The sequence below is a fragment of the Psychrobacter vallis genome (assembly GCF_904846715.1).
GTDB lineage: Bacteria > Pseudomonadota > Gammaproteobacteria > Pseudomonadales > Moraxellaceae > Psychrobacter > Psychrobacter vallis.
Genome location: NZ_CAJHBU010000006.1, coordinates 62566 through 87602 on the forward strand (window position 1 = coordinate 62566; position 25037 = coordinate 87602).

The 25037-nt window shown below is 42.7% G+C and carries 25 protein-coding genes; 7 read left to right on the plus strand and 18 right to left on the minus strand.

Annotated features, from left to right (window positions below):
- Window positions 1–10: 10 nt before the first annotated feature.
- From JMY02_RS05515 to ffh, 5 genes are all read right to left on the minus strand, one after another.
- Window positions 11–250, minus strand: coding sequence for a hypothetical protein (locus JMY02_RS05515; protein WP_021813068.1), 240 nt, complete (start codon window positions 248–250; stop codon window positions 11–13).
- A 57-nt stretch (window positions 251–307) separates the two neighbouring features.
- On the minus strand, window positions 308–1204 hold the full coding sequence (locus tag JMY02_RS05520; RefSeq protein ID WP_201596078.1) for a class I SAM-dependent methyltransferase: 897 nt from the start codon (window positions 1202–1204) through the stop codon (window positions 308–310).
- 59 nt (window positions 1205–1263) lie between these two features.
- Complete coding sequence (locus tag JMY02_RS05525) at window positions 1264–2106, minus strand: undecaprenyl-diphosphate phosphatase (protein ID WP_201596081.1); 843 nt, start codon at window positions 2104–2106, stop codon at window positions 1264–1266.
- A 105-nt stretch (window positions 2107–2211) separates the two neighbouring features.
- Window positions 2212–2913, minus strand: coding sequence for a tRNA (adenosine(37)-N6)-threonylcarbamoyltransferase complex dimerization subunit type 1 TsaB (gene tsaB / locus JMY02_RS05530; protein ID WP_201596083.1), 702 nt, complete (start codon window positions 2911–2913; stop codon window positions 2212–2214).
- A 241-nt stretch (window positions 2914–3154) separates the two neighbouring features.
- Window positions 3155–4705, minus strand: a complete 1551-nt coding sequence (ffh, locus tag JMY02_RS05535; RefSeq protein WP_201596085.1) for a signal recognition particle protein — start codon at window positions 4703–4705, stop codon at window positions 3155–3157.
- Between the two features lie 370 nt (window positions 4706–5075).
- Between ffh and JMY02_RS05540 the strand changes: the two genes are divergently transcribed.
- Entirely contained in the window at window positions 5076–5867 is a 792-nt protein-coding gene (locus JMY02_RS05540) for a cytochrome C assembly family protein (RefSeq protein WP_201596087.1), read from the plus strand.
- A gap of 32 nt (window positions 5868–5899) precedes the next feature.
- Here the strand turns inward: JMY02_RS05540 and purU are convergent, their stop codons facing one another.
- Together purU and JMY02_RS05550 are read right to left on the minus strand one after the other, a co-directional pair.
- Window positions 5900–6832, minus strand: coding sequence for a formyltetrahydrofolate deformylase (gene purU / locus JMY02_RS05545; RefSeq protein ID WP_227678426.1), 933 nt, complete (start codon window positions 6830–6832; stop codon window positions 5900–5902).
- A gap of 208 nt (window positions 6833–7040) precedes the next feature.
- Window positions 7041–9077 (minus strand): hypothetical protein, encoded by a 2037-nt coding sequence (locus JMY02_RS05550; RefSeq protein WP_201596089.1) that lies wholly within the window; start codon window positions 9075–9077, stop codon window positions 7041–7043.
- 483 nt (window positions 9078–9560) lie between these two features.
- Here JMY02_RS05550 and rpmB point away from each other — a divergent pair, with 483 nt between their 5' ends.
- A complete protein-coding gene (gene rpmB / locus JMY02_RS05555; RefSeq protein ID WP_057761372.1) occupies window positions 9561–9797 on the plus strand; it encodes a 50S ribosomal protein L28 in 237 nt (78 codons plus the stop codon).
- 134 nt (window positions 9798–9931) lie between these two features.
- Entirely contained in the window at window positions 9932–10087 is a 156-nt protein-coding gene (gene rpmG, locus JMY02_RS05560) for a 50S ribosomal protein L33 (RefSeq protein ID WP_010201403.1), read from the plus strand.
- A 130-nt stretch (window positions 10088–10217) separates the two neighbouring features.
- On the opposite strand, the gene JMY02_RS05565 is transcribed toward rpmG, so the two are convergent.
- The 11 genes from JMY02_RS05565 to ispH form a co-directional block, all read right to left on the minus strand.
- A complete protein-coding gene (locus JMY02_RS05565) occupies window positions 10218–10529 on the minus strand; it encodes a hypothetical protein (RefSeq protein WP_021813078.1) in 312 nt (103 codons plus the stop codon).
- Window positions 10530–10712: 183 nt separating this feature from the next.
- Entirely contained in the window at window positions 10713–11024 is a 312-nt protein-coding gene (locus JMY02_RS05570) for a hypothetical protein (RefSeq protein WP_201596091.1), read from the minus strand.
- Between the two features lie 84 nt (window positions 11025–11108).
- Complete coding sequence (locus JMY02_RS05575; protein WP_201596230.1) at window positions 11109–11417, minus strand: hypothetical protein; 309 nt, start codon at window positions 11415–11417, stop codon at window positions 11109–11111.
- A 241-nt stretch (window positions 11418–11658) separates the two neighbouring features.
- Window positions 11659–12351 (minus strand): ribulose-phosphate 3-epimerase, encoded by a 693-nt coding sequence (gene rpe / locus JMY02_RS05580; protein WP_201596093.1) that lies wholly within the window; start codon window positions 12349–12351, stop codon window positions 11659–11661.
- 99 nt (window positions 12352–12450) lie between these two features.
- Window positions 12451–12696, minus strand: a complete 246-nt coding sequence (locus JMY02_RS13755) for a TIGR03643 family protein (protein ID WP_320157791.1) — start codon at window positions 12694–12696, stop codon at window positions 12451–12453.
- Between the two features lie 281 nt (window positions 12697–12977).
- Complete coding sequence (fghA, locus tag JMY02_RS05590) at window positions 12978–13868, minus strand: S-formylglutathione hydrolase (protein ID WP_201596097.1); 891 nt, start codon at window positions 13866–13868, stop codon at window positions 12978–12980.
- A gap of 114 nt (window positions 13869–13982) precedes the next feature.
- Window positions 13983–15449: a C13 family peptidase gene (locus JMY02_RS05595; RefSeq protein ID WP_201596099.1), complete on the minus strand. Its 1467-nt coding sequence runs from the start codon at window positions 15447–15449 to the stop codon at window positions 13983–13985.
- Between the two features lie 325 nt (window positions 15450–15774).
- A complete protein-coding gene (gene htpG, locus JMY02_RS05600; protein ID WP_201596101.1) occupies window positions 15775–17736 on the minus strand; it encodes a molecular chaperone HtpG in 1962 nt (653 codons plus the stop codon).
- Between the two features lie 453 nt (window positions 17737–18189).
- A complete protein-coding gene (locus JMY02_RS05605) occupies window positions 18190–19005 on the minus strand; it encodes a thioesterase family protein (RefSeq protein WP_201596103.1) in 816 nt (271 codons plus the stop codon).
- 22 nt (window positions 19006–19027) lie between these two features.
- Window positions 19028–19276 (minus strand): hypothetical protein, encoded by a 249-nt coding sequence (locus tag JMY02_RS05610; RefSeq protein ID WP_201596105.1) that lies wholly within the window; start codon window positions 19274–19276, stop codon window positions 19028–19030.
- Window positions 19277–19322: 46 nt separating this feature from the next.
- The gene (gene ispH, locus JMY02_RS05615; RefSeq protein ID WP_201596107.1) at window positions 19323–20279 is read right to left on the minus strand and encodes a 4-hydroxy-3-methylbut-2-enyl diphosphate reductase; all 957 of its coding nucleotides are present in this window, start codon (window positions 20277–20279) and stop codon (window positions 19323–19325) included.
- Between the two features lie 335 nt (window positions 20280–20614).
- Between ispH and gmk the strand changes: the two genes are divergently transcribed.
- The 4 genes from gmk (at window position 20615) to JMY02_RS05635 (ending at window position 24844) form a co-directional block, all read left to right on the plus strand.
- The gene (gene gmk, locus JMY02_RS05620; protein ID WP_201596109.1) at window positions 20615–21241 is read left to right on the plus strand and encodes a guanylate kinase; all 627 of its coding nucleotides are present in this window, start codon (window positions 20615–20617) and stop codon (window positions 21239–21241) included.
- A 184-nt stretch (window positions 21242–21425) separates the two neighbouring features.
- On the plus strand, window positions 21426–21686 hold the full coding sequence (rpoZ, locus tag JMY02_RS05625; RefSeq protein WP_021813091.1) for a DNA-directed RNA polymerase subunit omega: 261 nt from the start codon (window positions 21426–21428) through the stop codon (window positions 21684–21686).
- Between the two features lie 353 nt (window positions 21687–22039).
- On the plus strand, window positions 22040–24238 hold the full coding sequence (locus JMY02_RS05630) for a RelA/SpoT family protein (protein WP_201596111.1): 2199 nt from the start codon (window positions 22040–22042) through the stop codon (window positions 24236–24238).
- Between the two features lie 225 nt (window positions 24239–24463).
- Window positions 24464–24844: a RidA family protein gene (locus JMY02_RS05635; RefSeq protein WP_021813093.1), complete on the plus strand. Its 381-nt coding sequence runs from the start codon at window positions 24464–24466 to the stop codon at window positions 24842–24844.
- Window positions 24845–25037: the final 193 nt, after the last annotated feature.

Genomic DNA, 25037 nt, shown 5'->3' on the forward strand with positions numbered 1-25037 from the left:
GCGATGGTCTCTATATTTGCTGCCATAATCGATTTGCTTCAATCAGCGATATCTCAGGATATTGTTTGCGCAACGCTTTAATGGCGGCAACTTTCTCTTTTTTTGATGCTTGCTGACGCAAAAATGCCAATTGCTCTTGCGGATTGCTCAGCTCTTTTAGACGCGATTCTAGCCGAAGAATGCGCGTACGCAGCATAATATTTATCAATAATAAAATAGCACCCATGACCCAAATGATTAGCGCTGACATTCCTTGCTCCTAAATTCGTCCATTTTAAGCTTATCCATTAAGCACATTCTGGTTTTACTATCTAGTAAAATAACCATCAAAACGTACTGCTTCGTTATGCCAGCATTCACTTGCTGCTTGATTGGCAAGTAAGGGCGCAAGTTGTGGACGCTTGACGATGACTCGACCAGAATATTGACTGACGGCAGACAGTGCGCTTTGCAGCAACTGCCGCTCCTCGTCTGATGTTGGTGGGCGTGCCAACTGGTGCAATGCTTGCATGTGCTTGCCGACTTTCGCACCTTTACCCGTTTTTTGGTCTTGATAGCTGTCTTCTGGGAACATAGGATCCAGATACACCACATCGACAGATTTATCAGCATTAGCTAACGAGTGGCTGCTCATACTTTTAAAATAACTGATGGCATCGGTATTGATAATTTGTAAACGTGCCATCAGTTTTTGCCAATTAGGCAACGCCGTCATACGCTGCTGCTCTGCTAGCAATAGCAATGCCATCAATGGCTGCTGCTCTAGCATCACTACTTGCGCACCCGTACTGGCCAATATCAAACTGTCATGCCCAAACCCTGCCGTTGCATCAATGGCTTTACTCTCTGATGTCATTTTTGCCGCTTGTAATAATAACTCAGATTTGCGACCAGCACTCACCACCCGCCGTTGTAGTTTGTCCCACTCGGGCGCAACGCTCAGCCCATCACTGAGCCATGACAGCGTGTCTTTATCGTCCAACAACAATATAGGTTGAGTGGCTTTCTGATCTAATTGCTGACTCAGTTGTTGACGACGTTTTTGCGTGAGTTTATCGCTGAATAGCTCAATATGCAAAACGATAGGCAATTTGTGTGCAACGATCAGTGACTGCAAACGCGCAATCTGCATTTGCTGAGAGTCTCTAACATAAAACAACTGACAGTGCATAAAAGCGCTTGATGCTTGTTGTAAGCTGTTCATAGACATAATTCTTTTATTTAGGATCAACTGTAGACACACTTATAAAGTACTGTGAGTGTTTAGCCCGCCATTTGATAACCAAAGCCCCAAGCCGCGACCAACACGATGATACCAGTAATAATGCGCAACCAAGCAAAAATAGTGAAATCACGGCGACTCACCCATGCGACAAGCAAGCGAATACAAAGTAGCGCCACCACAAACGAGACTATGGTACCGATACCTAGTACCAACCAATCCTCACTAGTGGTCAATACATCACCATGTTTGAGCAAATCTAACAGTGCCGCTCCTACAATAACAGGAATACCTAAAAAGAAAGAAAACTCCGCTGAAGCCTTACGCGAAACTCCAAGCCATAGTGCGCCAATAATAGTAGCACCTGAACGCGAAGTACCTGGTATCAATGCCAGACACTGCAACAAACCAATCATCAGTGCCGTTTTTAGGGTCACATCTTCTGCTTCTTGCGCAATAATGGCCTTAGGACGACTCTCAACATAAAATATCAGCAAACCACCAATAATCAGCATGATGGCAACGACGATGGGATTAAACAAATAGGTCTTGATCTCATCAGCGAAGGTGAATCCAACGATCATCACCGGAATGGTGGCGACAATTAAGCTAAGCCCAAGCTGTCTTGGATTCGCCATACTGTCTGACTTGCCAGTCAGTAAGCCCATTAATGCTTGCCACAGTCTGTCCCAATAGTCATAAATCACTGCCAAAATAGCGCCAAGCTGCACCACTACGACAAACAAATCCACTTTTTCTTTAGTCCAAAAGCCCATCAAATCGGCTGATAGAATCAAATAGCCGGTACTGGATATGGGTAAAAACTCAGTGATACCTTCAACGATACCCATGATGACAGCTTGAATTAATAAAATAATATCCACAATGACTTTCCTAGACACAGACCTACTGGTTGCGTAACATGATTTTTAGTATGTTTTTATATTTTTAAAGAGCGTTTTTATGTTTTTAGCGCACACTGACATTGATTATGCTTTACCTTGCTCTTTGAGCGTTTTCCATGCCTGATTGCGTAGATATTTTGGTAACGCATTCGCCGCATCGGTGCCGCCAAATGCTGTAAATTGGGCAATACCAAGCTGCCCTATCACTACCGCATCCGGCCAGACATCCTCATGACAGTCTTGCTCATTTTGTCTCGTTAATAATACAGAGCCATTACCAACGATAGGTAGATTGAGCGCAGTTTGGCTGTCATAGTCTAGCAACTGCTCCGTACTATCGCCATCACCAACCAATACTGGATGCATGACAACATAGTCTGTTTGACTGTCATCTGCTATTGCATATTGACCAAAATAAACCTGCTGCATCCGCGCATCAAGGGCGCTATATACCTGCGTCAAACCATATTGCTGATACGCACGCTGAGCAATCGCTTGCAGGCTTGAGACACCCACACAAGGAATATCATGTGCCACAGATAATGCTTGTACCACGGCTGTGTTAATCCGTATTCCGCTAAAGGCACCAGGGCCTCGATTAAATATCAGCGCTTGTATATCAGCAAGCTTCAGCTGGCTCTCTTTTAAAGCTGCGTCTATCATTGGTAAAATCTGCTGGGTTTGCTGACGTTTGCCCGTCTCAGTCTGGCTTGAGATGACGTTGCCGCTGCTATCTAAGATCGCAATCGAGCACTGATCAAACACGGTATCCATCGCTAAAAACATTATACTCTCGGCTTATACTATCGGTATAAAAAAAAGCACAGCATTATAAAAAAGCACTGGCTTAATAAATAAATCAGCGCCTATCATAGCATTTAGGGCAGTTTCTTTTTATTACTTTCTACATTTTTCATACTTTATCCATGAGGATTCTTCCAAATGAATCAGACATAAAAAAATCTCAAAGCTATATGAGCCTTGAGATTTTCATTGATAAATGATGACTAATAGAACTCGCTATTATTTAAAAGCGCGTTTTAAACTTTTTTGGTGCTTGATTTTGCATGTCTTGCATTTGTCGTTGCATCTCTTCGGTGCTTGGCATGTTGTTTGGATCAAGTCCCATTTGCTTGGCCATTTGCTCTGGATTCACGTCTTTGGTACCGCCTTGCTGACCGCCACCGCCGAATAAAGGACCACCACCGCCGCCACCAGCACTGCCACCGCCCATAAGCCCTTGCATAGACTTCATCATTTTACTGATACCTTCAGGCTTTGAGATCATTTTCATCATTTTTGCCATTTGCTTGTGCTGCTTGAGCAAACGATTGACATCTTGAATCTCACGGCCAGAACCTGCGGCGATACGGCGTTTACGGCTTGGATTGATTTTATCGGGGTTTTTACGCTCAAACGGTGTCATTGAATTAATCAGTGCTTCCATCTCGCGTACTTTTTCTTCTGGTTTAGCATCTTCGACGGCTTTTTGCATATCAGAGCCACCCATCCCTGGCATTTTGTCTAAAAACCCTGCCATACCTCCCATGCTCTTCATTTGCTGAAACTGAGTCAATAGATCTTCAAGGTCGAACTCGCCGCCCTTCTGCATCTTTTTCGCCATTTTTTCGGCTTTATCACGGTCGATTTTTTGTTCAACTTCTTCAACTAAACTCAGTACGTCACCCATACCAAGGATACGCTGAGCGATACGCTCCGGATGGAACAGCTCCAGCGCGTCTAACTTCTCACCGCGACCCAAGAACTTAATCGGCTTGCCTGTGATGGCGCGTACCGAGAGCGCCGCACCGCCTCGTGCATCACCATCGGTTTTGGTCAAAATTACACCCGTTAATGGCAATGCATCATTAAAGGCTTTGGCAGTATTGGCCGCATCTTGACCCGTCATAGCATCGACAACAAACAAAGTCTCTGACGGATTGACCGCAGCAGTAAGCGCTTTGATCTCCTCCATCATGGCGTCGTCGATAGCCAAACGACCAGCTGTATCAATAATCAAAATATCTTGATACTGAATTTTGGCCTCTTCGATAGCACGTAGAGCGATATCAATCGGATTTTCATCCGCACTGGACTGAACAAACTTGGCATTTACTTGACCAGCGACTTGCTCAAGCTGTTTGATAGCAGCTGGGCGGTAGACGTCAGCTGATACTAGCATGACCTTTTTCTTTTGGCGCTCTTGTAAGTATTTGGCCAATTTACCAGCAGTGGTCGTTTTACCAGCACCTTGCAGACCTGCCAGCAAATATACAACAGGCGGTTTGCCCGTCATTTCAAGCTGTTGATTGGCACTGCCCATCATTTCGGTCAACTCATCATGGACGATTTTGACAAATGCTTGTCCGGGCGCCAGCTCTTTAAGCACTTCAGCGCCTAGTGCTTGCTCTTTAACACGCTTGACAAAGTCACGAGTGACTGGCAGCGCCACGTCTGCTTCTAGTAGCGCCATGCGCACTTCACGCAAAGTGTCTTTGATATTGTCTTCGGTCAATTGTCCAGTACCCACGATATTGCGTAGGCTCGACGATAAGCGTTCTGTTAAGGTATCAAACATAAATAGCTCTCAGTTAAAATAATTCTTGGTTAAACCATCTAAATGGCTTATAAATAATAGTAGAGTACGTTATAAAATATGGGGTCACGCTGCTATAAAAAACCAGCAAATTATCAATACTATAGCATTAAGATGATGCAAAAATAATAATCGTTTTGCAAAGGTTTGGCTATGAGCGCTATCATTGATACCTATTCGGCTTGGTTCAGGTTGACTGAGCCAAGCATTTGTAAGGAATAAGCAAGATGGTGCTCAATTGGTGACCATTTTATGATAAATTGGACAATTATTCTAATCATTCCGATAATACCACTTTGGCATTGCATTGAGCGGTCATGATGCGCTCAATATGAGATGAGGCTTTATATCTGTGCACTTTGCATTCTTACTTGCTAGCCTAGCTTATATCTTAGTCAGCGTTTATATTGGTTGGGCGCTGATTCGAGACAAACCCATCCATAAAGGCGTCAGTTTAGGGTTATTAGTGGTCGGTATGCTCGCGCATGCATTGCTGCTATACCCTTATGTAGTGACTCTTTATGGTCTGAATTTCAACCTGTTTAACGTGATTAGCCTAATCAGTTTGTTTTTCTTATTCTTTTATGTCTTATTTTGTCTATATCGTCCTATCCTTAGCCTTGGTATTTTAGCCGCGCCAACCGCGCTATTCGGTATTACCATTGGTTATGTGGGCCGCGCCCCTTATCAACCAATTACCGATATCAGTATCGGGCTTGAGTCCCATATATTACTCTCTCTTGCCGCTTATTGTGTGCTGCTGATGGCGACGGTGCAAGCGCTCTTTTTACGACTGCAAATCCGTGAGCTTAAGCATCATACGATTCATCGATTTTGGGTCACTAAGCTGCCGTCACTGCAAAGTATGGAAAGCTTACTATTCGATATGCTATTGGTAGGCTTTGTATTGCTCAGTATCGCGCTGGGCATTGGTTTTGTCTATGTAGAGGATTTGATGGCTCAGCATATCGTACACAAAACGGTCTTTAGTCTGCTGTCATGGTTGTTGTTTGGCACGCTACTGTTTGGTAATTGGCGCGCAGGCTGGCGTGGCAAACGTGCTGCCAACATCACTATTTATGCCTTTATATTACTGGCCATTGGCTTTGTCGGCAGCAAGTTTGTGTTAGAGATGCTGATATAAATAACGTTCAACATCTCTAACCAGTTACTGGTTTAATTAAACACTACTGTTTTATTGCCTGCCACAATCACCCGATTTTGTACATGCCAATTGACGGCGCGTGCCAATACATTGCGCTCAATATCACGGCCAATAGCTCGTAATTCTGTCACACCTTGACGATGCGTCACACGGTGGACGTCTTGCTCAATGATAGGCCCTTGATCGAGCTCAGCGGTGACATAATGTGCGGTCGCTCCGATCAGTTTGACGCCTTTTTCGTAAGCTTGGCGATAAGGGTCTGCTCCCACAAAAGCGGGCAAAAACGAATGATGAATATTAATCACTTGCATCGGCCAACGTTTCACAAAATCAGACGATAGTATCTGCATATAACGCGCTAGTACGAGCAAATCATTACCTTCCATCAATTTATGAATCTGCTCTTCTGCTTGCTCTTTATTGCCTTTGGTCACTGATATATGATGAAATTTAATCCCAAAGTTTTTCACGGCTTGACGCAAGTCAGGATGATTACTGACAACACAGGTAATCTCGCAATCAAGCAAACCGCGCTGATGTCGCCATAACAAATCTAACAATGCATGATCGAACTTGGATACCAAAATACCCACTTTGGTCTTAATCGCATTGTTATGGAGTCGCCAATCCATATTATGGCGCTTGGCAACGGTATGCCCAAAACTGACTTCAAAATTATCAATAATCTCACTCAATCCTGCCAAGGCGAACTCTAAACGCATAAAATACTGGCCACCTTCATGGGCAGTTGAGTATTGATCAAGTGTAATGATATTCGCGCCATAGCGATGAATAAACTCGGAAACCGCCTGAACGATGCCCGCCTGATCTTTGCATTTAATCAAAAGCGTTGCGGTCTCAATAGCGTCCGTAGCTGGTGCGTTCAGAGAGATTGTGTTTGAGTTTATATTCGATGATAAAGCAGCTTTTGTATTATCTGACATAGTACGCCCAATTAAAAAATTAAAATGATCACTATATTGAAATGCTATCAACATCATAGGAAACCGACTATTTTAATCTTTTTTGCTATGTTTTGCTGACAGAGTTGGTTGTTTTTGGTTATTGAGGTTGCTTTGATTATTTGAAGGGGTAATACGAAAACCCCCAACATAGGGTTGGGGGTTTTGTAACTGTTAATTATATTGAGAACTATATTGAGCTAGAACAATTCTGATCAGTACCAAACGGACTATTAGTATTTGGACGCAGCGGTATACCAATATCAATATCATCTACTAGTGCTGGAAAATCTATTACTCTAGATTGCTGTGACTCACTACCGTCTACTCTTGTATTTACAGTAACTTTAGCTCTGTACCAATTAGCATATTGTTTTGGATAACGTATAGAAAAATCAACTCTTCCAGCCCCATCTGTCACGAAGTTAAAACTTTGATTAGAATCAACTGTTTGGCCCATACTATTAAGTACTGCGGCTACGTTAACAGGGTCTAATTGACCATTACCGTTGAAATCTTCATTAGGATCCAAGATTCCATTACTGTTTTTATCTTCGTTTTCACAAGTTACCGCATTTTGCTGCCAAAAGTCTGTTTCTAGAAAATTATTTCTGATAATCTCAAAATAACCTTTCAAGTAATTGTGTGGCATTAAATTTATAGATACTTTTTGATTTATAGCAGGCTTACCAGTGCTATTAAGAACACTAACAGATCCATTACGGAAGTAATATATTTCACTATTGTCGGAAGATACTTTATCAGCAAAAGCAAAACTGATGTATGTAGATTTGGTTTGAACTGTAACTTCAGAAGTATCCAAAATGGTATTAACCGCCTTTTCTTGACCATTTGGCAATTTGATTGACTGTACTTGGGCCTTAATAGTAACGCCATTTGTGCTAGTCGGGTTTTGTCCTGCATTATAAACCACTGTAGCTATACCACTATCATCAGTATAAGCAACTCCTTGACCCAAACTGCCACCCGATGCATCTCTGACAGTAGTAAACTGCACGATAGCGTTTTTTACGGGAGCATCATTTTTATCTAATACTCTTGCTATCACTGAAGTAGAGCCACCAACACTTACTACAGCTCGTTCTATCTGTAGAAGCAGTTTGGTAGGCTCCACCGATACAAAGCTTAGCGGAGTTTCTTTAATTTCATTATTATACTCTGCTCTTATAGTTGCTGTACCAGGTACGTTAGAATCGATATAGAAGTCAACTTTCCCATTTGAAACATTGAATCCACGACGAGAGCTACCTTGAGTTTCATTAATAGACGCAAATAGCTCACCTTTATTAGTTGATAAATATACAATATCGCCATTTACGGCATTTGGGACATTCAAAGTTATTTTTTGTTTATTACCAACAACAATATCAGGAGTTTCTGAAAAGCTCATACTAGAACTACTTGCTGATACTACTGTTAAAATATCAGGAATACGTTGACTGATCTCAGTACCTTTAACTTCGACGCTGAATAAATAACCAACATCTAATACTTCTAAGTTAGAGGCATTTAAATTAAAAATAAATTTACCATTATTATCTGTTGTACCTTTCCCCGCTTCTTTATCATTGCTATATAAAACAACATCAGCATTAGCAACAGGTTTAGTTGAACCGTCTAGAATTTGACCAGATACATTAAAGTTTTCACCTGCCTCTACCAAATTCTTGGAAGAAACAACATTACTTGTGCTAGTGCCTGAAACTAAAATAGGAAGTGTTTGTTGAATAATTTTATTATTTCCATTGGCAACGACAGTTAGTAAACTTTCATGGTTTAATTGCGAGTCAATACCTACTGTGCTTTGTAGTAACTCAACAGCAATTAGGCCTTGATCATCAGTTACTTGATTAGAAGTACTGCTTAAAGATAAACCGTATAAAGAAGCATTTGCAATATTTATACTTACGGGGACATTTCTGACAATACCACCATTTTTATCCGTTACTCTAATGTTTACAGTAGTCTTATCACTACCTGTCAAGAGTTGGTTTTTTTCAGCTGATATGTATATTTCACTCGCATTAGTAGGAGAAGCGCTTGGATCTCCATCCCCACCCGTACCAGGCTGCGTCACACCTGTATCAGGCTCTGGTGCAATCGTATCAGTACCGTCACCGCCACCACATCCAGCTAACGCTAATGATAATGTAAGTGCTGTGAGCTGAAACAACTTAGAAGTAAGTGGCAATGAATTATATGACATGTTTGGACTCCACGTGGGCAGTGATTTATTTGAGAAGATAAGCAAAAACCATTACGCAGAATCAAGAGCGATTGGTAATGATACATAGGTTTACACTAATACCAGTTGTATTAACAGATTGTATTAAATTTATAACGGTAACTTTACTGACTTTTGTTATAAGTTACAACTAAAAGTTAATCGTTACCATTAAATAATCAACGACATAGCCTGCATATTTCAGGTATAATAGTCAGCCTTTAGACCAACAATAATCATAAAAATATTTGAGTATTCATCTCTTTTATGGTATAAATGTCGGCTTTAAAATTTTCTGAATTGGTTAGCCTGTTATTTGCCTTTAGATAGCAGTTTTACCAGCTCAACCTTCATATAGTTTTGTTTGGTGCAAAGCTGCCGCTTGCTGTGTCCATGCCGCAAAAACGTGCAACTTGCCCAGACTGGTATGAGAAAAACTCATACCTCATAGATTAGGAGTTCGCCATGTCTCGAGTTTGCCAAGTGACTGGAAAGCGCCCTATGGTGGGTAATAATGTTTCGCACGCAAACAACAAAACCCGTCGTCGCTTTCTACCAAACCTACACAACCATCGTTTTTGGGTAGAGTCTGAAAATCGTTTTGTACGTCTACGTGTGTCTACCAAAGGTATGCGCATCATTGACAAACTAGGTATCGATAAAGTGTTAGCCGATCTACGCGCACAAGGTCAAAAAGTTTAAGTAAAGACTGGCAGCTTAATGGTTTCGATAATTTTCGTCATTTAAGCTGCTTTTCTGCTACCTATATGTGGCAACTTATACGCTTTGAATCCGTACCTATCGTTTGAAGACCCCTCATTTACAGGAAAGCTATCATGAGAGATAAAATTAAATTAGTATCAACAGCTGGTACTGGGTATTACTACACCACTACTAAAAACAAGCGCACTATGCCGGGCAAAATGGAAATCAAAAAGTTTGATCCAAAAGTACGCCAGCATGTGATCTTTAAAGAAGCTAAAATCAAATAATTGCCATTTTCACAAATGGCTTTGTTTGAACAAAAAAAAGGGTTTATCCAGTGATAAACCCTTTTTTTTGTTCTGACTTTAATTTTCTGTTGACCCAAAACACCATTTAGAGAGGTGAAACTGGCTAAAATCAGCTGTAGTGCGTTGGCTCTTTGTCATAGACATGCGCATGCCATTGGCTCATCTGTTTTTGCATAATGACCTGAATCGCAGCATGAATCATATGCTGACCAATCGCTTGGGTATCACTACCGAGCAACTCTTTGAGTTTTTCAGAAAAATCAATGGTCATAAGTGGCGCTTCATCTTGGTCAGCATCACGCAATAATAACTTACCATCCGCCGCCTCTACCAGCTCAAGTGTGGTCTCTTTGGCAAATCCTGCAAACTGGTCAGTACTATCGGTATCTACTTCTATATCATTATCGATATCATATGGCATTCATTTATTCCTTATTGTCCCGTCTTATACTTGCAAAGACACTCTCATATAGCAAACTATCGTCTTAAAATAACACGGATAAAACAGCATTATTCATACAATGGACGCTTTCGCCTTGAAATTCAAGGGCTGTCACATAAGTGTTCTATATAAATACTACTTGGGTGTGCGGTGCTTGTAACATTAGCGCCAGTAGCGCAGTTTTGCCAACGTAAATAAGAAGGCCACAAACATACCGAGGTAATACATCAGCTTTAGCTCTAACGTGGGATCTCGGTATTTAAATGGCAGCGCCACTACAGCAGTAGCAGTCGGAAATATCAACAGCATGATTAGCCAGTTCTCGATAACATTGAGCCAACCTTGTAAACCAGTACCGTGACGCAACGAGGCCAAGCCCATCAGTAGGCAAGCTATGATTAAACTAGTAAATAAACCATTTGGTAAGTCTTTCGGATAAATAATGTTGGCAATACGGGTCGGTATGATTCGCATGTAAAATCCCAGCCATGCTTACAGCGCATGGCTTCATGATTAAAAATTGTATAAAAAACAGCTTATAACAGACTGCCGGATCATTTAACTATAAGTACCCATCAGCCACAACATGGCCACACAAGCGGTCAACCAACCAAGCGTCAAGGCATTTCTCGTCTCGATGTGCAGGCCTTTCACTTTGTTAAGCAATCGTGAACCAAGCCAAAAAAACAACGGAATGCCAATCACAAATGCAGGTACGATTACCGCAGCGTGACGCAGGACGGTTCCGACATCATCGCCAATCATCAAACGAAAACCATAACCTGCTAGACTTAACACCAGCGCAAACACTGCCAAGCCAATAGTAATGCCTTTTGGCACCAAGCTGCGCTGCTGAGGTCGAGGCATGTTGTCTGGTACCCGCTCAGTGGGCACTGAACTATCTATTTTTTGCGTGTCCATGTGTCACCTTTGTATGGCATAAAGTTATAGTCGTATCTTGACATTATACAGGCGATTCAAATCAAAAAAACACAGTATTGCTGAGATAGATTTCAAAGCCTATGTCGAAAAGCTTGCCATAAGCGAGAAATTTAACCCAGCAAAATATCTGTTTTATGTCACTCTTTTGTTTTGAACGAACGATAAGCTACTTACTATCATCAGCCAATGCCAGCTCTGCACGCATGGCATCAATCGCAGCCTTATAATCTTGTTGGTTAAATATCGCAGAACCCGCGACAAACATATCAGCGCCTGCTTCAGCGATCGCACGGATATTACTGGCTTTGATGCCGCCATCAACTTCCAATCTGATGTCTCGACCACTGGCCGTAATACGCTCACGAACTTGGCGTACCTTGTTCAATGTACTTTCAATAAATGACTGACCACCAAAACCTGGGTTGACACTCATCAGCAAAATTTGATCCACTTTATCCATAACATAATCTAAATGATGCAAAGGCGTCGCTGGGTTCAATACCAAACCACACTCTGCACCGCCATCCTTAATCAGTTGCAGCGAACGATCGATATGCGCGCTGGCTTCTGGATGAAAGGTGATAACGCTGGCTCCGGCCTCTAAGAACTGCTCAATCATACTATCGACAGGAGACACCATAAGATGTACATCGATAGGCGCATCAACACCATAATCACGCAGCGCCTTACAAATCATACTGCCAAACGTCAAGTTGGGCACGTAATGATTGTCCATGACATCAAAATGAATCACATCAGCGCCTGCCTCCAACACTTTTTCAACTTCTTCGCCTAAACGCGCAAAGTCAGCTGAGAGTATCGATGGGGCAATAAGATAGGGTTTAGAAGGACTAATCATAATAAAGTGACCTAATTTAAGTTCAAATAAAATACAGCTAAAATAAAAGGAATTGTAGTTAAGTCAATATAAAATTACTGACAGTTCATATTCACTCTATTAGCGCTGCCTATATTGGGTTTTACAATAAGCACGACCTACCTCAAAACCTCTTTTTGCTTCGTGCTTAGTGGCACGATTGCTCACTCGTTCGCGCCATAACTTGAAAGACGACGGCTTTAGCGTTTGACGCATCAGCTTAATGACGTCAGATTCTGTGAGACCGTAGCTATGCTCTATCGCCCCAAATGGGGTTCTATCTTCCCACGCCATCTCTATCACGCGTGAGACTTGCGCATCATCCAGTACTCTATCACCCGCGTCATTGGTTACTTGGGCGATAAACGCATTTGATTGAACGGGATTTTTTTGCTCATTGTTCACATCAGTATCGGCGTGCTGCTTATCTTTTAAAGCCGCGTCCATATCGGCTTGCATGGTCGCCAGCGTTGATTTGGTGGCGGTAGCATCCACCATCTGAACGTCTAAATCAGTCGCTGCCACATCCTGATCACTTGCCATAAAACTTACCTTTTAAAAATAAAACGCTACAGCGAAAAAATAGTGTCACATCATAGCATTGTCATTTAGCTAAGTTGCGCCATACGCCAATGATGCTCGATATGGTCGTTAATCACGGTTTGAATAAAATAATAACTGTGGTCATGGCCCGCTTGATAACGTAATGTTAAAGGCTGTTTGGTTTTTTCACAAGCGTGTTGCAGTTTAGAGGTTTGAAGCTGGCCTTCTGCCAAGAAATCATCAGCAGCGCCTTGGTCCACCAAAATGCTTGAATACTGCTGACCCACCTTTTCAATCATCTGTGCGGCATCTGCTTGCGCCCATAAAGACTTGTCGTCACCGAAATACGCTTCATAAGCGGCTTGTCCCCATGCTGATTCACTGGCTGCGCACACAGGCGATAACGCTGAAACACTGACGAATTTCCCTGGAAACTTAAAGCCCAGTAGTAATGCCCCATGCCCGCCCATCGAATGCCCTGTGATGCCTATACTATCGATGGGAAACTCTGAGCGCAGCAAATCGTATAGCTCATCGACGATATAACTTTGCATATTAAAATGCTCGGCCCAAGGTGCTTGTAGCGCATCGACATAATAGCTGGCACCTTGACCGACAAAATAACGCTCATCGTTTGGTACTTCAACATCTTCGCTACTTCTTGGAGAGGTATCTGGCGCGATAAATATCATACCAAGCTCGCTACATTTTTGTTGAAAATGCGCTTTATGAGTAACATTATCAGCATTACAAGTAAGACCTGATAAATAGAGAACCGCAGGACAGCGGCGACCAGCAAGTGCTTCATCAGGCAGATAAATACTAAATGTCATCGACGTTTTGGTAGACGTTGATTGATGGCTATAATAATGCTGTTCACCATCAAAGCAGCGATTCACGCTTTTTTGCGCAAGCTGGCTATTGGCGGACAAACTGTGATTATAAGAATTATTCATGAGTGACATTCCTTTTATCTAAAACAAACAATGACTTATAAAAAGCACTTATAAGAGAATATAGTCGATACTAGGGCGTACATGACATGATGATGCAGACTTAATCAGCTGTGGCTACTGCCCATCCACTGGCTGGCTCGAAGCATCGTCAGGTACGATATTAATAGCAGTTGTATCATTAGAATTCATAATGCTGGCGACTGGTGGGCGCGTTTTATCAAATAACACTTGCTCAAAAGCAGGCAATGCCGTCTCCATCAAACTACCAATGACCATTTGTGGCTCTGATGGCTCAAATCCCATCAAGCTTTCGCGCTCGTTAACACGCACTCTGGCATCCTTAAAAGCGGATTCAAAACTGGTATTGCCACGCATGCCTTCAGCAAAAAACGCTTGTCCAAAATACGTCATCTCAGCCGTATTGGTACAGCCAAATGATGCTCTGTCAGCGGCCGATGCGGTAATCACCACCGTGGTCGGAGACGCCAAATCATCGATAAATGAGCCTGAGTAACAGGCAGATACCACAATCACTCGCCAGCGAATGCCTGACGCATCTAACGCCTCACGCAGCCATGCCGCGTCTAGATTTTCCATGGCAAGCGGCGGGTTTGCCAATTGGATGATATCTTCATTACCATGTGAAGATAGCGTCAGCATCAACACATCTTCATCGGCATTCATCTGCTGACCAATTTTTTTTAAGCCGCGAAGTATGCTGGTCTTGGTAGCAATTGGCTCATCCAACCAGCTATAAGTATTGTTAATCAGTGATAGAGAATGCCCGCTAGTACCAAAGCGCACATCAAACAACTCACGGACTTTGTTGATTTCAGAACGAAAAACATCTTGTTCAGAAAATCCTGCCACACCCATAAAGTACCAGTCAGTTTTGCCTAAGATACTGGGATCAATGCGATTCAACGCTTCTTGCAACAAACGTGGCTGCTCATATAGTGCCGCTTCTGCTAAGACAGGCTCTACAGGAATTTGTTTAAATATAGGCTGATCAGCGACATTACGTTGCCACATCGTCAATAGTGCGACAGCGCCCACCAACACAATCACCCGCTCCCACCATGGTATCCGTAGGCGGCGAGAAAAAATCCATAACAAGGCTAATGTCTGCCACAAAAACAGCACCAAAAAAAGAATCGGTAAAAAGGAATAACTCCAATTGGGCAACCAACCATAGCTGCCCAAAAGTTGTACCAAGCTCTGTAATAACGCTGATAAGGTATCGGCGACCAACCACAATACCACAGGCACAAAAAGCAGCGACTGGTTGCCCGCGCGCCGTGCCAAGATAATGCCACTCAATAGAATAATCATTGGCCAAATTAAATAGCTGACCAATCCTTGCTCATTAAAGATACTGCCGCTTTCAGCAGCCAGCCACGAAAAGAGCACGTTGCTGCCCAGCGCTAATAGCGCAAATAATGCAAACTGAATAAAGGTGGGTTTTACCCAAGAAAACGCCCGTGTTGACCCAACTAACATCCACAAGGTTGCGATAATATTGGCAGCGAAATTGAGCGAAAAGCGCTGAAGCGATACGGTTTTTAACGACGCAAGTGACAAAGACTTAAACCTCTAGCCAGTCGAGAAAAAAAGTGAGTTGATGATGATTTTAATGTGGTAGCTACCAAATGTCGTTAATTGACATTTTTATATAGCATATAGACACCAATTTTATATTCAATTCACAATGAGATGATTATGAGAGACGAGTAGCACAGACCAAAAATACGAATGAATAGTTTAGCTCGCTAATCTATCGCGATTGTAACGGATTGTCGGTCAAGAGGATAAGGCTGATTTGTAAAATTTGCCTAAATTTGGCTGAAAATCAAACAAAAAAAGAGACCTTGCATGCAAGATCTCTTTTTTGATTTAATACGGCGTATTATCTCATCAATAACTCATTGACGCGTTTTAGGTAAGCGGCTGGATCGTCTAATTGACCGCCATCCGCTAGTAAGGCTTGGTCAAAAATTACTTGAGCCAAATCATCGAACTGCTCGCTATTTTCTAGTTTTTTGATTAGTGGATGGTCAGGGTTGACCTCAAGCGTGGGCTTGCTCTCTGGCACATCCTGTCCCATTTGCTTAAGCATCTGGATCATCTGGGGTGACAGCTCACCTTCACCAACGACCAAGCAAGCTGGGCTATCGACTAGACGCGTCGATACTTTCACGTCTTTAGCACGACCACCTAACGCTGTTTTTAGTTTATCGACGATAGGTTTTAATGTTTCTTGAGCTTTCTCTGCTTCTGCTTTTTCTGCTTCGTCTTGCAAGTCGCCTAAGTCTACTGCGCCTTTAGCGATGTTCTGTAACGGCGTTTCATCAAACTGAGTCAAGAAGTTCATCGCCCATTCATCAACACGGCTGGTCATCAAGATAACTTCGATGCCTTTTTTCTTAAATAGCTCAAGTTGTGGGCTATTTTTGGCAGCGGCTAAATTATCAGCCGTGAGATAATAAATGGCTTTTTGACCCTCAATCATACGACCTTTATAGTCTGCAAAACTGGTCTCAAGACCGTCTTGCGTGCTGGTGGCGTAACGAAGCAATTTAGCAATACGTTCTTGATTGCCCATGTCTTCGCCAAGTCCTTCTTTGATGACATCACCGAACTCTGCGTAGAACTGCGCAAATTTTTCTTGTTTATCGCTGTCTTCGCTATTGGCCAAGCTAGATAATAAAGTCAAGATACGACGCGCGTTACCATCACGAATGGATTTTACATCACGCGACTCTTGCAACAACTCGCGACTGACATTCAATGGCAAATCCGCTGAATCGATAACACCTTTAACAAAGCGCAGATACATCGGTAGCAGTTGCTCAGCTTCGTCCATGATAAACACGCGTTTAACATAAAGCTTGAGACCGTGTTGCTGTTCACGCGTGTACAAATCTACAGGGGCTTTTGTGGGGATATACAACAACTGCGTATATTGCACACGGCCTTCAACACGGTTGTGCGTCCAAGTCAGCGGCGCATCCATGTCATAAGTGATGTTTTTGTAGAAATCGACATATTCGTCATCTTCAATCTCAGACGCTGAACGTGTCCATAACGCACTGGCTTTGTTAATAGTTTCCCACTCATCCGTCAATACCATTTCACCGCCCGCTGGCGCGTCGTCGTTCTCATCATCGGCGACATCTTCTTGCCACACTTCTTTGCGCATCTGAATGGGTAAACTGATATGGTCAGAGTATTTATTGACCAAACGCTTGATTTTACCGCGATCAAGATAGCTGTCTTCGCCCTCACTATATTCTTCTTTTAGATGCAAAGTGATGGCTGTACCGCGCTCTGCTTTATGGATAGGCTCAACGGTAAAGCTACCCGTACCGTCTGATACCCAGCGCACGCCTGTGTCCGCAGGCTCGCCCGCTTTGCGTGATTCCACACTGATGGTATCAGCAACGATAAAACCTGAATAAAAACCAACACCGAACTGACCAATTAATTGACCGTCTTGCTTTTGTGATTCAGATAATTTGTCCAAAAAAGCTTTGGTGCCTGATTTGGCAATGGTACCCAAATTTTCAATCGCGTCGGCTTCATTCATTCCGATGCCATTGTCGGTAAATGTAATGGTCTTGGCGTTTTCGTCAACGGCGATACGAATACGCAGTTCACCATCATTTTCATAAAGACTGTCGTCATTGGTCGCTTCAAAGCGCAGTTTGTCGCATGCATCAGAGGCGTTAGAGACCAACTCACGTACAAAAATATCTGAATTAGAATATAGCGAATGTGTCACTAAATGCAGCAACTGCGCCACTTCTGCTTCAAAGGTATGCTTTTTTAGTTCAGGGTTTTGGCTATCAGCTTGAACAGACTCACTCATAAAAAACTCCTTTAATGGTGGTGAAAAAATTATTATAAGATAGCGGCAATCACTCTAAATTTGCTCAAATCGACGTTCGACAAGCTTTGTTTTGAATACCGCGTAGCTGTTTATACTAATAGGGGCGCCGCAAAAAATTTCAAGCTCAATATCTTGATTCAATAAAAAACACCGCTCTTGTTTGTCAAGACGGTGTTTTAATATCAGTAATCTTCTAACCTAAAAACAAAAGCACAAATGCTAACAATTATTCTGAATACGCCTCTATCAATAACTCCAAAATAGTCGTCAGTTTTTTTGAAAAATAAATATGCGTTCCCATAGTGACCTCCACGTCGATCGATATCGTCTTGTTAGGTACTATTAAAACCAGTTTTCAATAATTTGTATAATTAATTGATTACAACATATCGTTTCGTTCTTTAAATCAATAGCTGAATTATTCCTCGCATTTTAACGTGGCATCGGACGAATAGTAAGGATTTGCTCGCTACGACCAAATGGCCCATACACGTCATGCAGTACAGCACTGGTCAATCCTATGCCATCATCGCCATATTGCTGCACAGCGTCAATACCCAGCCAGCGGCCTTGGGGCGATCGATGCATGTGAATCTGTAAGTCTGTGTTAGGGAACATCCATTCTAATTTTGATAAGCCAAGACCCAACCTCGGCACAACACCATTAGCCGTATCCACCATGCCCAATAAATGTACCAAGTCATCAGTTGGTCTGCCCTCGACCATCTCAACGTCATTGGTTATCCATACCATACCGCGACCGGGACGACGCTGCGCATCCGTCACCAAACACACACTTTCGATAAAACCACCGGGCCAGCCTTTCATTCCTTCCCAAACTGGCAAATCATCCGGTTTATGTACAGCCTTTTGGTCTTCAAGCCCTGCAATCTCACTGGTGTCTTGAGTCATAAGTCGCCATGCACGCGCGATGATAGCGTCGCGGCCTCGACTGCTCATCACGGCCTCAATAAGCTCAATCGTCTTGCCGGGTCGAATACAACGCGTGGTAATGGTAAAGTCATCAAGCGGTATCAGTCCTAAAATATCAAGGCTAATACGGGCGATACGCAGGTTTGCTTGCGGCGCATAGCTGTTCAACTCAGCCGTCAGCAATCCTGTCGCTGGTGCCATGTGTTGCTCATGCTCGTTCCACGCACCTTGCGCATGCTTGGTTGGCTGGTAATACGCAACACTGACACCATTCTCCTGCTGTTCGCGTTTTATAAAGCTGTAGTAAGCAGTCATAACGGTCCTATCTTTGTACTTTTTATTTATGAATAAGCTCTTGTTTTCTTAGCGTGAGAATACGGCGAGCCTTTTGGATAAAGAACAATAATAAGATCATTATTAGTGCGAGTGCGGCGTAAAAAAAGGTTTTTTCTGCCATAAACTTTATGATGTTCATAAACAGCACAAATACCACTATCACTGTCACCAGCATATTGAGTTTTAGTTGCTTATTGACATCAGCGAGAGTGGCTTCTGCCAATACAAATCTGGTTTTTTGCTTATTCATTCTACCTTACCCATAATAGTAGGTGATTTTTATTGATTGTCCGGCGTTATTTACCAACCTGAGTGATAGGGATGCGCAAGGCTTTAGGCAAACTAAACGTCACGTTTTCTTCGATACCTGATAACTCATTAGGCAAATCACCACCCCAATCTTGCAATTGCTGTAGCACCTCTTGAATCAGCACTTCAGGCGCCGATGCCCCCGCAGTCACGCCGACACTTTGTATATTATCAAACCAACTGCGCTCCATCTCACTGGCATTATCAATCAGATAAGCACGGCAGTTCATACGCTCTGCCAGTTCACGCAAACGGTTTGAGTTCGACGAGTTTGGTGAGCCGACCACCAAGACCACCTCACAGCGACCAGCCAGATCTTTTACGGCATCTTGGCGATTTTGGGTGGCATAACAAATATCGTCTTTACGCGGACCTTGAATACTGGGAAATTTGTCCCGTAACGCATCGATGACGCGAGCCGTGTCATCCATTGACAAGGTGGTTTGAGTAACAAATGCCAAGCGCTCAACATCTTGTACCGTCAATGCCTCGACATCACTTTCATCTTCAACCAGATGAATCTGACCACCATGCCGACGGTTAAAGCGCCCCATGGTGCCCTCTACTTCTGGGTGTCCCGCATGACCGATCAGCACCGCATCCATACCATCTTGCGCAAACTTGGCGACTTCGATATGTACCTTGGTGACTAAAGGGCAAGTTGCATCAAATACTGTCAGATCACGAAGTGCAGCCTCATCTTCGACGGCTTTTGACACGCCATGAGCCGAAAAAATAACGATAGCACCATCTGGTACTTCGTGAAGCTCTTCGACAAATACGGCGCCGCGATTTGCCAAGTCAGAGACGACAAATTTATTGTGTACCACCTCATGGCGGACATAAATAGGTGGTTCAAAACGGGTTAATGCTTCGTTCACAATCGCAATTGCGCGATCCACACCAGCACAAAATCCCCGTGGATTGGCAAGATAAATTTGCATAAGAAGGCCTATCATTGGATAATTTATAGTGAAAGCTTGTCTTTAAAAGCGTTCATTCAAAAGTTTGGATGAAATCAATGCTCTACTTTAGCATAATTTGCTTTTATTGCTCTTGAAAATACCACTGTACTTTCTGAAAATAGCAGTATGCTAGTCGCGCATTGGTAAGAGTGGCTTTAATTAAAATAAAAGACATAAAAGCCGTTTATAATGACGTATCGATTTCATTTCTTATCGCCATACATGATGGCGATTTTTATTTTTACCAGCCTTTAGCTGTTCATTAAGACATCTTTTAGTTGTTTATTAGGACACACTTTACTAGGACACACTGTATGACAGGTTCATTATTTATTATTACCGCCGCCTCTGGTACAGGCAAAACCTCATTGGTAAAACAGCTACTTGCCACCACTAATGATTTGACCGTCAGTGTCTCGCATACTACCCGCATGCCGCGTCCTGGCGAGATTGACGGACACCATTATCATTTTACTAACGTCGACAGCTTTGTAAGCGCTATCGGTGACAATAAGTTTTTAGAACACGCTGAGGTATTTGGTAATTACTACGGTACCTCAGAGCAAAGTGTACGAACGCAGTTGGAGGCCGGCGTTGATGTCATCTTAGAAATTGACTGGCAGGGCGCACTACAAGTCAAAAAGATATTTCCTCAAGCGACGATGATTTTTATTTTACCGCCCAGTATCGCCACCTTACGTCAACGCTTATCGACTCGGGCACAAGATACGATAGAAGTGATAGAGCAACGTCTGGCTGGTGCAGTGACGGAGATGGCACAATACGTGCATTTTGATTTTGTGATTATTAATGACAATTTCGAGGTCGCTTTGACTGAATTAAAAGCGATTATTGTGGCCGATAGACAGACTTTGAATCGTCAACAGCAGCGTTATCATCGTACGATTACCAACTTATTAAATAATAAAGCCGAAGACTAGACCCAGCATTGACCATGACTTGTGGCACATTCAACAAGTCGCTATAAGTAGGTATAAAAAGCAACGACGTGGCAAAACAAAAAATGCTATAATGTCCGGCTATTCCCATTTTTATTTTTGATATTATTTTTATTGCGTCACGGATCATGTCTGTGACTGATAAAAACAACCGAGGTAGCTATTTATGGCACGAGTGACGATTGAAGATTGTTTAGATAATGTTGATAATCGCTTTGAACTGATTTTAGTGGCAAGCAAGCGCGCCCGTCAATTGGCCAAAGGTATCGCTGAGCCGTTGGTTGATGTCGATAATGATAAGCCCACTGTATTGGCATTACGTGAAATTGCTGCTGGTAAAATCACTCGCGACATTTTGAACCAGCCAGAGCATCACTTTGCAACCAGCTCACTAGATTTGGCGCTGTCAGGCGATCATAGCTTTTAATCAAAACATGACAGCGGCTTTATAAAGCCATCATACATATTGCCGATAGAGACCACAGCATAGACTGTGGTTTTTTAGTTGTAGTTAGGGCGTGTTTGATATTGTTTTGACTGTTTTAGTCACCATTTAAACCTTAATGCATGCCGTTGAGTCGAAATTTTTGAATTTTCACAGTACCTACTCGCTTAACAGTTGACATTGAATGAAATTTGCGATTAATTAGCAGGTAGTCTGGCCGTGTTTCAGCTTTTTTTTGTTGAAGCTTTATTATAGTAGGCCAGCATTCATTCCGTCACCATTTACCTTGATAGACAGTCAGCCAAACAGGTAATGAAAAATAGGATCGTTACTTTATGAGTCAAACCTTACCCAAACTCAGTCATCATCTAGTCGATGACGCGCAATACAATTTGCTACGTTCAGTAGGATATCTTGCTGCCGCTGAACGCCGTGATATTATTGACGCCTGTGAGTTCGGTGATATTGCGCACATTAAAGATAAGCGTAAATCAGGGGAACCTTATATTACTCACCCGATTGCGGTCGCTGAGATACTGGCAGGTTTTCGTTTAGATCGAGATACCATTATCGCAGCGATTTTGCACGACACGGTCGAAGATACCGAGGTCAGTGACGAGCAAATTGAGCAGCGTTATGGCAAAGTGGTATCAAGGCTGGTCGATGGAGTAACCAAGCTAAAATCTTCTTCACACAATAAACAGCAAAATAAAGCGGCCACTTTCCATAAGATTCTGACCGCCACACTGGCTGATCCCCGTGTGTTGATTATCAAACTTGCTGACCGCTTACATAATATGTCGACGCTTGATGCGGTACGTCCCGAAAAACAACGTACCACTGCCCAAGAAACCTTAGACTTTTATGTACCATTTGCGCGTCTGATGGGTCTTAACGACATCGCTGATTATATCGAAGTGCTTTGTTATCGTAATCTTGACTCTGATATGTATAACAAACTGTCCGACAAGCTGTTACAGCATGGACTTGGGCGCAATTTTCAGAGAGAAGCCATTCATCGCTATTTGAGTATTGTGCTTAATAATTTAGAGCTGAACGGACTGGTCAAAGTTCTAGACAACCGCGTGGTTATATACCGTCAGTTTTTCCGCAATCGCGGAGAAATTAATGCCTTACTACGTCATTATGCCTTTGAAATTGTCCTAGACAATATCGAATCCTGTGACAAACTGGCTTATTATTTGATTAAAAAATATCAAATTGATGACAGTCATATTGCGGACAATATTCGCAGACCGCTACCAGGTGGCAATCAATCGCTTACTTTGATTTATGAGCGCGATAATGATGTGGTAAAAGTGACGATTTTGACCAAGCAAATGCAAAGTGCCGCAAGGCTTGGCGTCATTGGTGCAGAGCATGCGTCCGATGTCAGTCAATCGGTTATTCAAGCCTCGCTGCGCAATATGAAAGATTTGGTCGATGAAGACGATTTGGATGAAAACAGTCCCGATTTTTCAGCAGCCGTATCCACCATCAATGAGCTGATGGACTATCTACACTCCAGCAAAATCATTTGTTATAGTCCAAAAGGACGCGCTTATGAGCTACCACAAGGGGCAACCGCGCTAGATTTTGCTTACGCTGTTGGACCCATGGTCGGCAATGTGGCCGTCGGTGCCAATATCGATGGTAAACCTGCAAAGCTTGGTACTGTCGTAAAAAATGGACAATTGGTCGAAATCGAAGTAAACAGCCACTCAGAACCAAAAGCAGAATGGCTGGGGTTTGTCGTGACCAATAAAGCGCGTGAAGAAATTTTACGGTGGTTTAAAGATTTGTCTGCGGCGGACAAACAGCATCATGGTCAGCAAGCACTGGATCGCGCCCTCAAAACGTACCAAAAAAGTCTAGATGACTTGACAGAAAATGATTGGAAAAACCTAACTGAATGGCGTGGACTAACAGAAAAAAATACCCTGTTTGAACAAATAAGCTCTGGTACATTACTGCCTCAACTGGTGGTAACCCGTTTGTTTAGTGATGAAATCAACGACTTACAGGCAAGAGAAAATAGCACCGATATGACTCACCCACAGCAGTTGATCGTTAACGCCTCTGGGGTTGAGCTGAATTTTGCCAATTGCTGTCATCCTATTTATGGCGATCCGATCGTTGGCCATTTATCGCGCCATGGTTTGGTTGTACATCGGCATAAATGTTTCTCACTTGACGATATTCGCAAAGACAATCCTTACCAAGTCATCCAATTGCGCTGGCGTAATGACAATGCAGTGCAACAAGGTGAGCTGGGCGAGCATGATATAAAAAACAATGGTAAAATCCGGTTTCCCGCTTATCTGAAACTATCTATTGCGCTAAGTGACGAACAAATCACTGAGGTTATTTATCACTTGCGCCAGCTAAACATGGGCGTTGAAACGGTCGATGTACGTAACACCGATACCATCATTCACATCATTGTACGCAGTCGCAATCACTTGGCACAAGGCATTCGCGAGCTGCGTTCACTACTCGGTTTTCCCAATATCATGCGACTGTATCAGTTATAGTAAAACCTGAATGAACACCAATCACTACTCAACAGAACAGTGAGTAGCTGGTTCAGAAATTTTTAGAAAACTTAAAAACAATGATAAACTCTATACCTTAATTTTGAGCAAACAAACTTAGGGCTTGCCAGCGTTTATATGATGACGTTTAAAACATACCTCTCGAAACATAAACGATGACACGCCCCCATTAACCAAACCAGAAAAATATAAAAAGGACACACTATGACTCGTCAAACTATCCAAACTGATAAAGCGCCAGCCGCCGTTGGTACTTATTCACAAGCCGTAAAAGTTGGCAATACTGTCTACATTTCAGGACAACTTGGTTTTGATCCTGATACGATGGAATTAAAAGACGGCTTTGAGGCACAAGCAAAGCAAGTTTTTGAAAATATCAAAGCCATTTGTGAAGCGGCTGGTGGCAGTTTAAATGACGTGGTTAAATTCAATGTATCGTTAACAGATTTGAATGACTTTGCGACGTTGAACGATGTATTCGTTGCCAATTTGAGCGAACCTTATCCTGCCCGTGCTGCGGTTCAAGTCGCTGCATTGCCTAAAGGCGGTGTGGTCGAGATTGAGTCCATCTTATATATTGAGTAATCCTTAACTCTCAAGCAGTTGCATTAAAATAACACGCTACAGAATAAGCCCAAATAGACATATTTGGGCTTATTGCTGTTATAGTCGATTCTAAATAAAACAGAACCATTATATTCCAACGCTGAACTGGTATAAATTTTCCTTGCTTGCTGTGCCTACGCAGACAGAGGCTGCGGAAAATTCATTCCAGTCC

Excerpts from the sequence above, each read along its gene's own strand:
- JMY02_RS05610 (WP_201596105.1), bottom strand. The coding sequence starts at position 19,276 with ATGAATAAGCAAAAAACCAGATTTGTATTGGCAGAAGCCACTCTCGCT.
- JMY02_RS05570 (WP_201596091.1), bottom strand. The coding sequence starts at position 11,024 with ATGCGAATCATACCGACCCGTATTGCCAACATTATTTATCCGAAAGAC.
- gmk (WP_201596109.1), top strand. The coding sequence starts at position 20,615 with ATGACAGGTTCATTATTTATTATTACCGCCGCCTCTGGTACAGGCAAA.
- ispH (WP_201596107.1), bottom strand. The coding sequence starts at position 20,279 with ATGCAAATTTATCTTGCCAATCCACGGGGATTTTGTGCTGGTGTGGAT.
- JMY02_RS05550 (WP_201596089.1), bottom strand. The coding sequence starts at position 9,077 with ATGTCATATAATTCATTGCCACTTACTTCTAAGTTGTTTCAGCTCACA.
- tsaB (WP_201596083.1), bottom strand. The coding sequence starts at position 2,913 with ATGTTTTTAGCGATGGATACCGTGTTTGATCAGTGCTCGATTGCGATC.
- rpmG (WP_010201403.1), top strand. The coding sequence starts at position 9,932 with ATGAGAGATAAAATTAAATTAGTATCAACAGCTGGTACTGGGTATTAC.
- JMY02_RS05630 (WP_201596111.1), top strand. The coding sequence starts at position 22,040 with ATGAGTCAAACCTTACCCAAACTCAGTCATCATCTAGTCGATGACGCG.
- JMY02_RS05520 (WP_201596078.1), bottom strand. The coding sequence starts at position 1,204 with ATGAACAGCTTACAACAAGCATCAAGCGCTTTTATGCACTGTCAGTTG.
- JMY02_RS05635 (WP_021813093.1), top strand. The coding sequence starts at position 24,464 with ATGACTCGTCAAACTATCCAAACTGATAAAGCGCCAGCCGCCGTTGGT.
- rpmB (WP_057761372.1), top strand. The coding sequence starts at position 9,561 with ATGTCTCGAGTTTGCCAAGTGACTGGAAAGCGCCCTATGGTGGGTAAT.
- JMY02_RS05575 (WP_201596230.1), bottom strand. The coding sequence starts at position 11,417 with ATGCCTCGACCTCAGCAGCGCAGCTTGGTGCCAAAAGGCATTACTATT.
- JMY02_RS05515 (WP_021813068.1), bottom strand. The coding sequence starts at position 250 with ATGTCAGCGCTAATCATTTGGGTCATGGGTGCTATTTTATTATTGATA.
- ffh (WP_201596085.1), bottom strand. The coding sequence starts at position 4,705 with ATGTTTGATACCTTAACAGAACGCTTATCGTCGAGCCTACGCAATATC.
- rpoZ (WP_021813091.1), top strand. The coding sequence starts at position 21,426 with ATGGCACGAGTGACGATTGAAGATTGTTTAGATAATGTTGATAATCGC.
- fghA (WP_201596097.1), bottom strand. The coding sequence starts at position 13,868 with ATGAATAATTCTTATAATCACAGTTTGTCCGCCAATAGCCAGCTTGCG.
- JMY02_RS05605 (WP_201596103.1), bottom strand. The coding sequence starts at position 19,005 with ATGACTGCTTACTACAGCTTTATAAAACGCGAACAGCAGGAGAATGGT.
- JMY02_RS05565 (WP_021813078.1), bottom strand. The coding sequence starts at position 10,529 with ATGCCATATGATATCGATAATGATATAGAAGTAGATACCGATAGTACT.
- rpe (WP_201596093.1), bottom strand. The coding sequence starts at position 12,351 with ATGATTAGTCCTTCTAAACCCTATCTTATTGCCCCATCGATACTCTCA.
- htpG (WP_201596101.1), bottom strand. The coding sequence starts at position 17,736 with ATGAGTGAGTCTGTTCAAGCTGATAGCCAAAACCCTGAACTAAAAAAG.
- purU (WP_227678426.1), bottom strand. The coding sequence starts at position 6,832 with ATGTCAGATAATACAAAAGCTGCTTTATCATCGAATATAAACTCAAAC.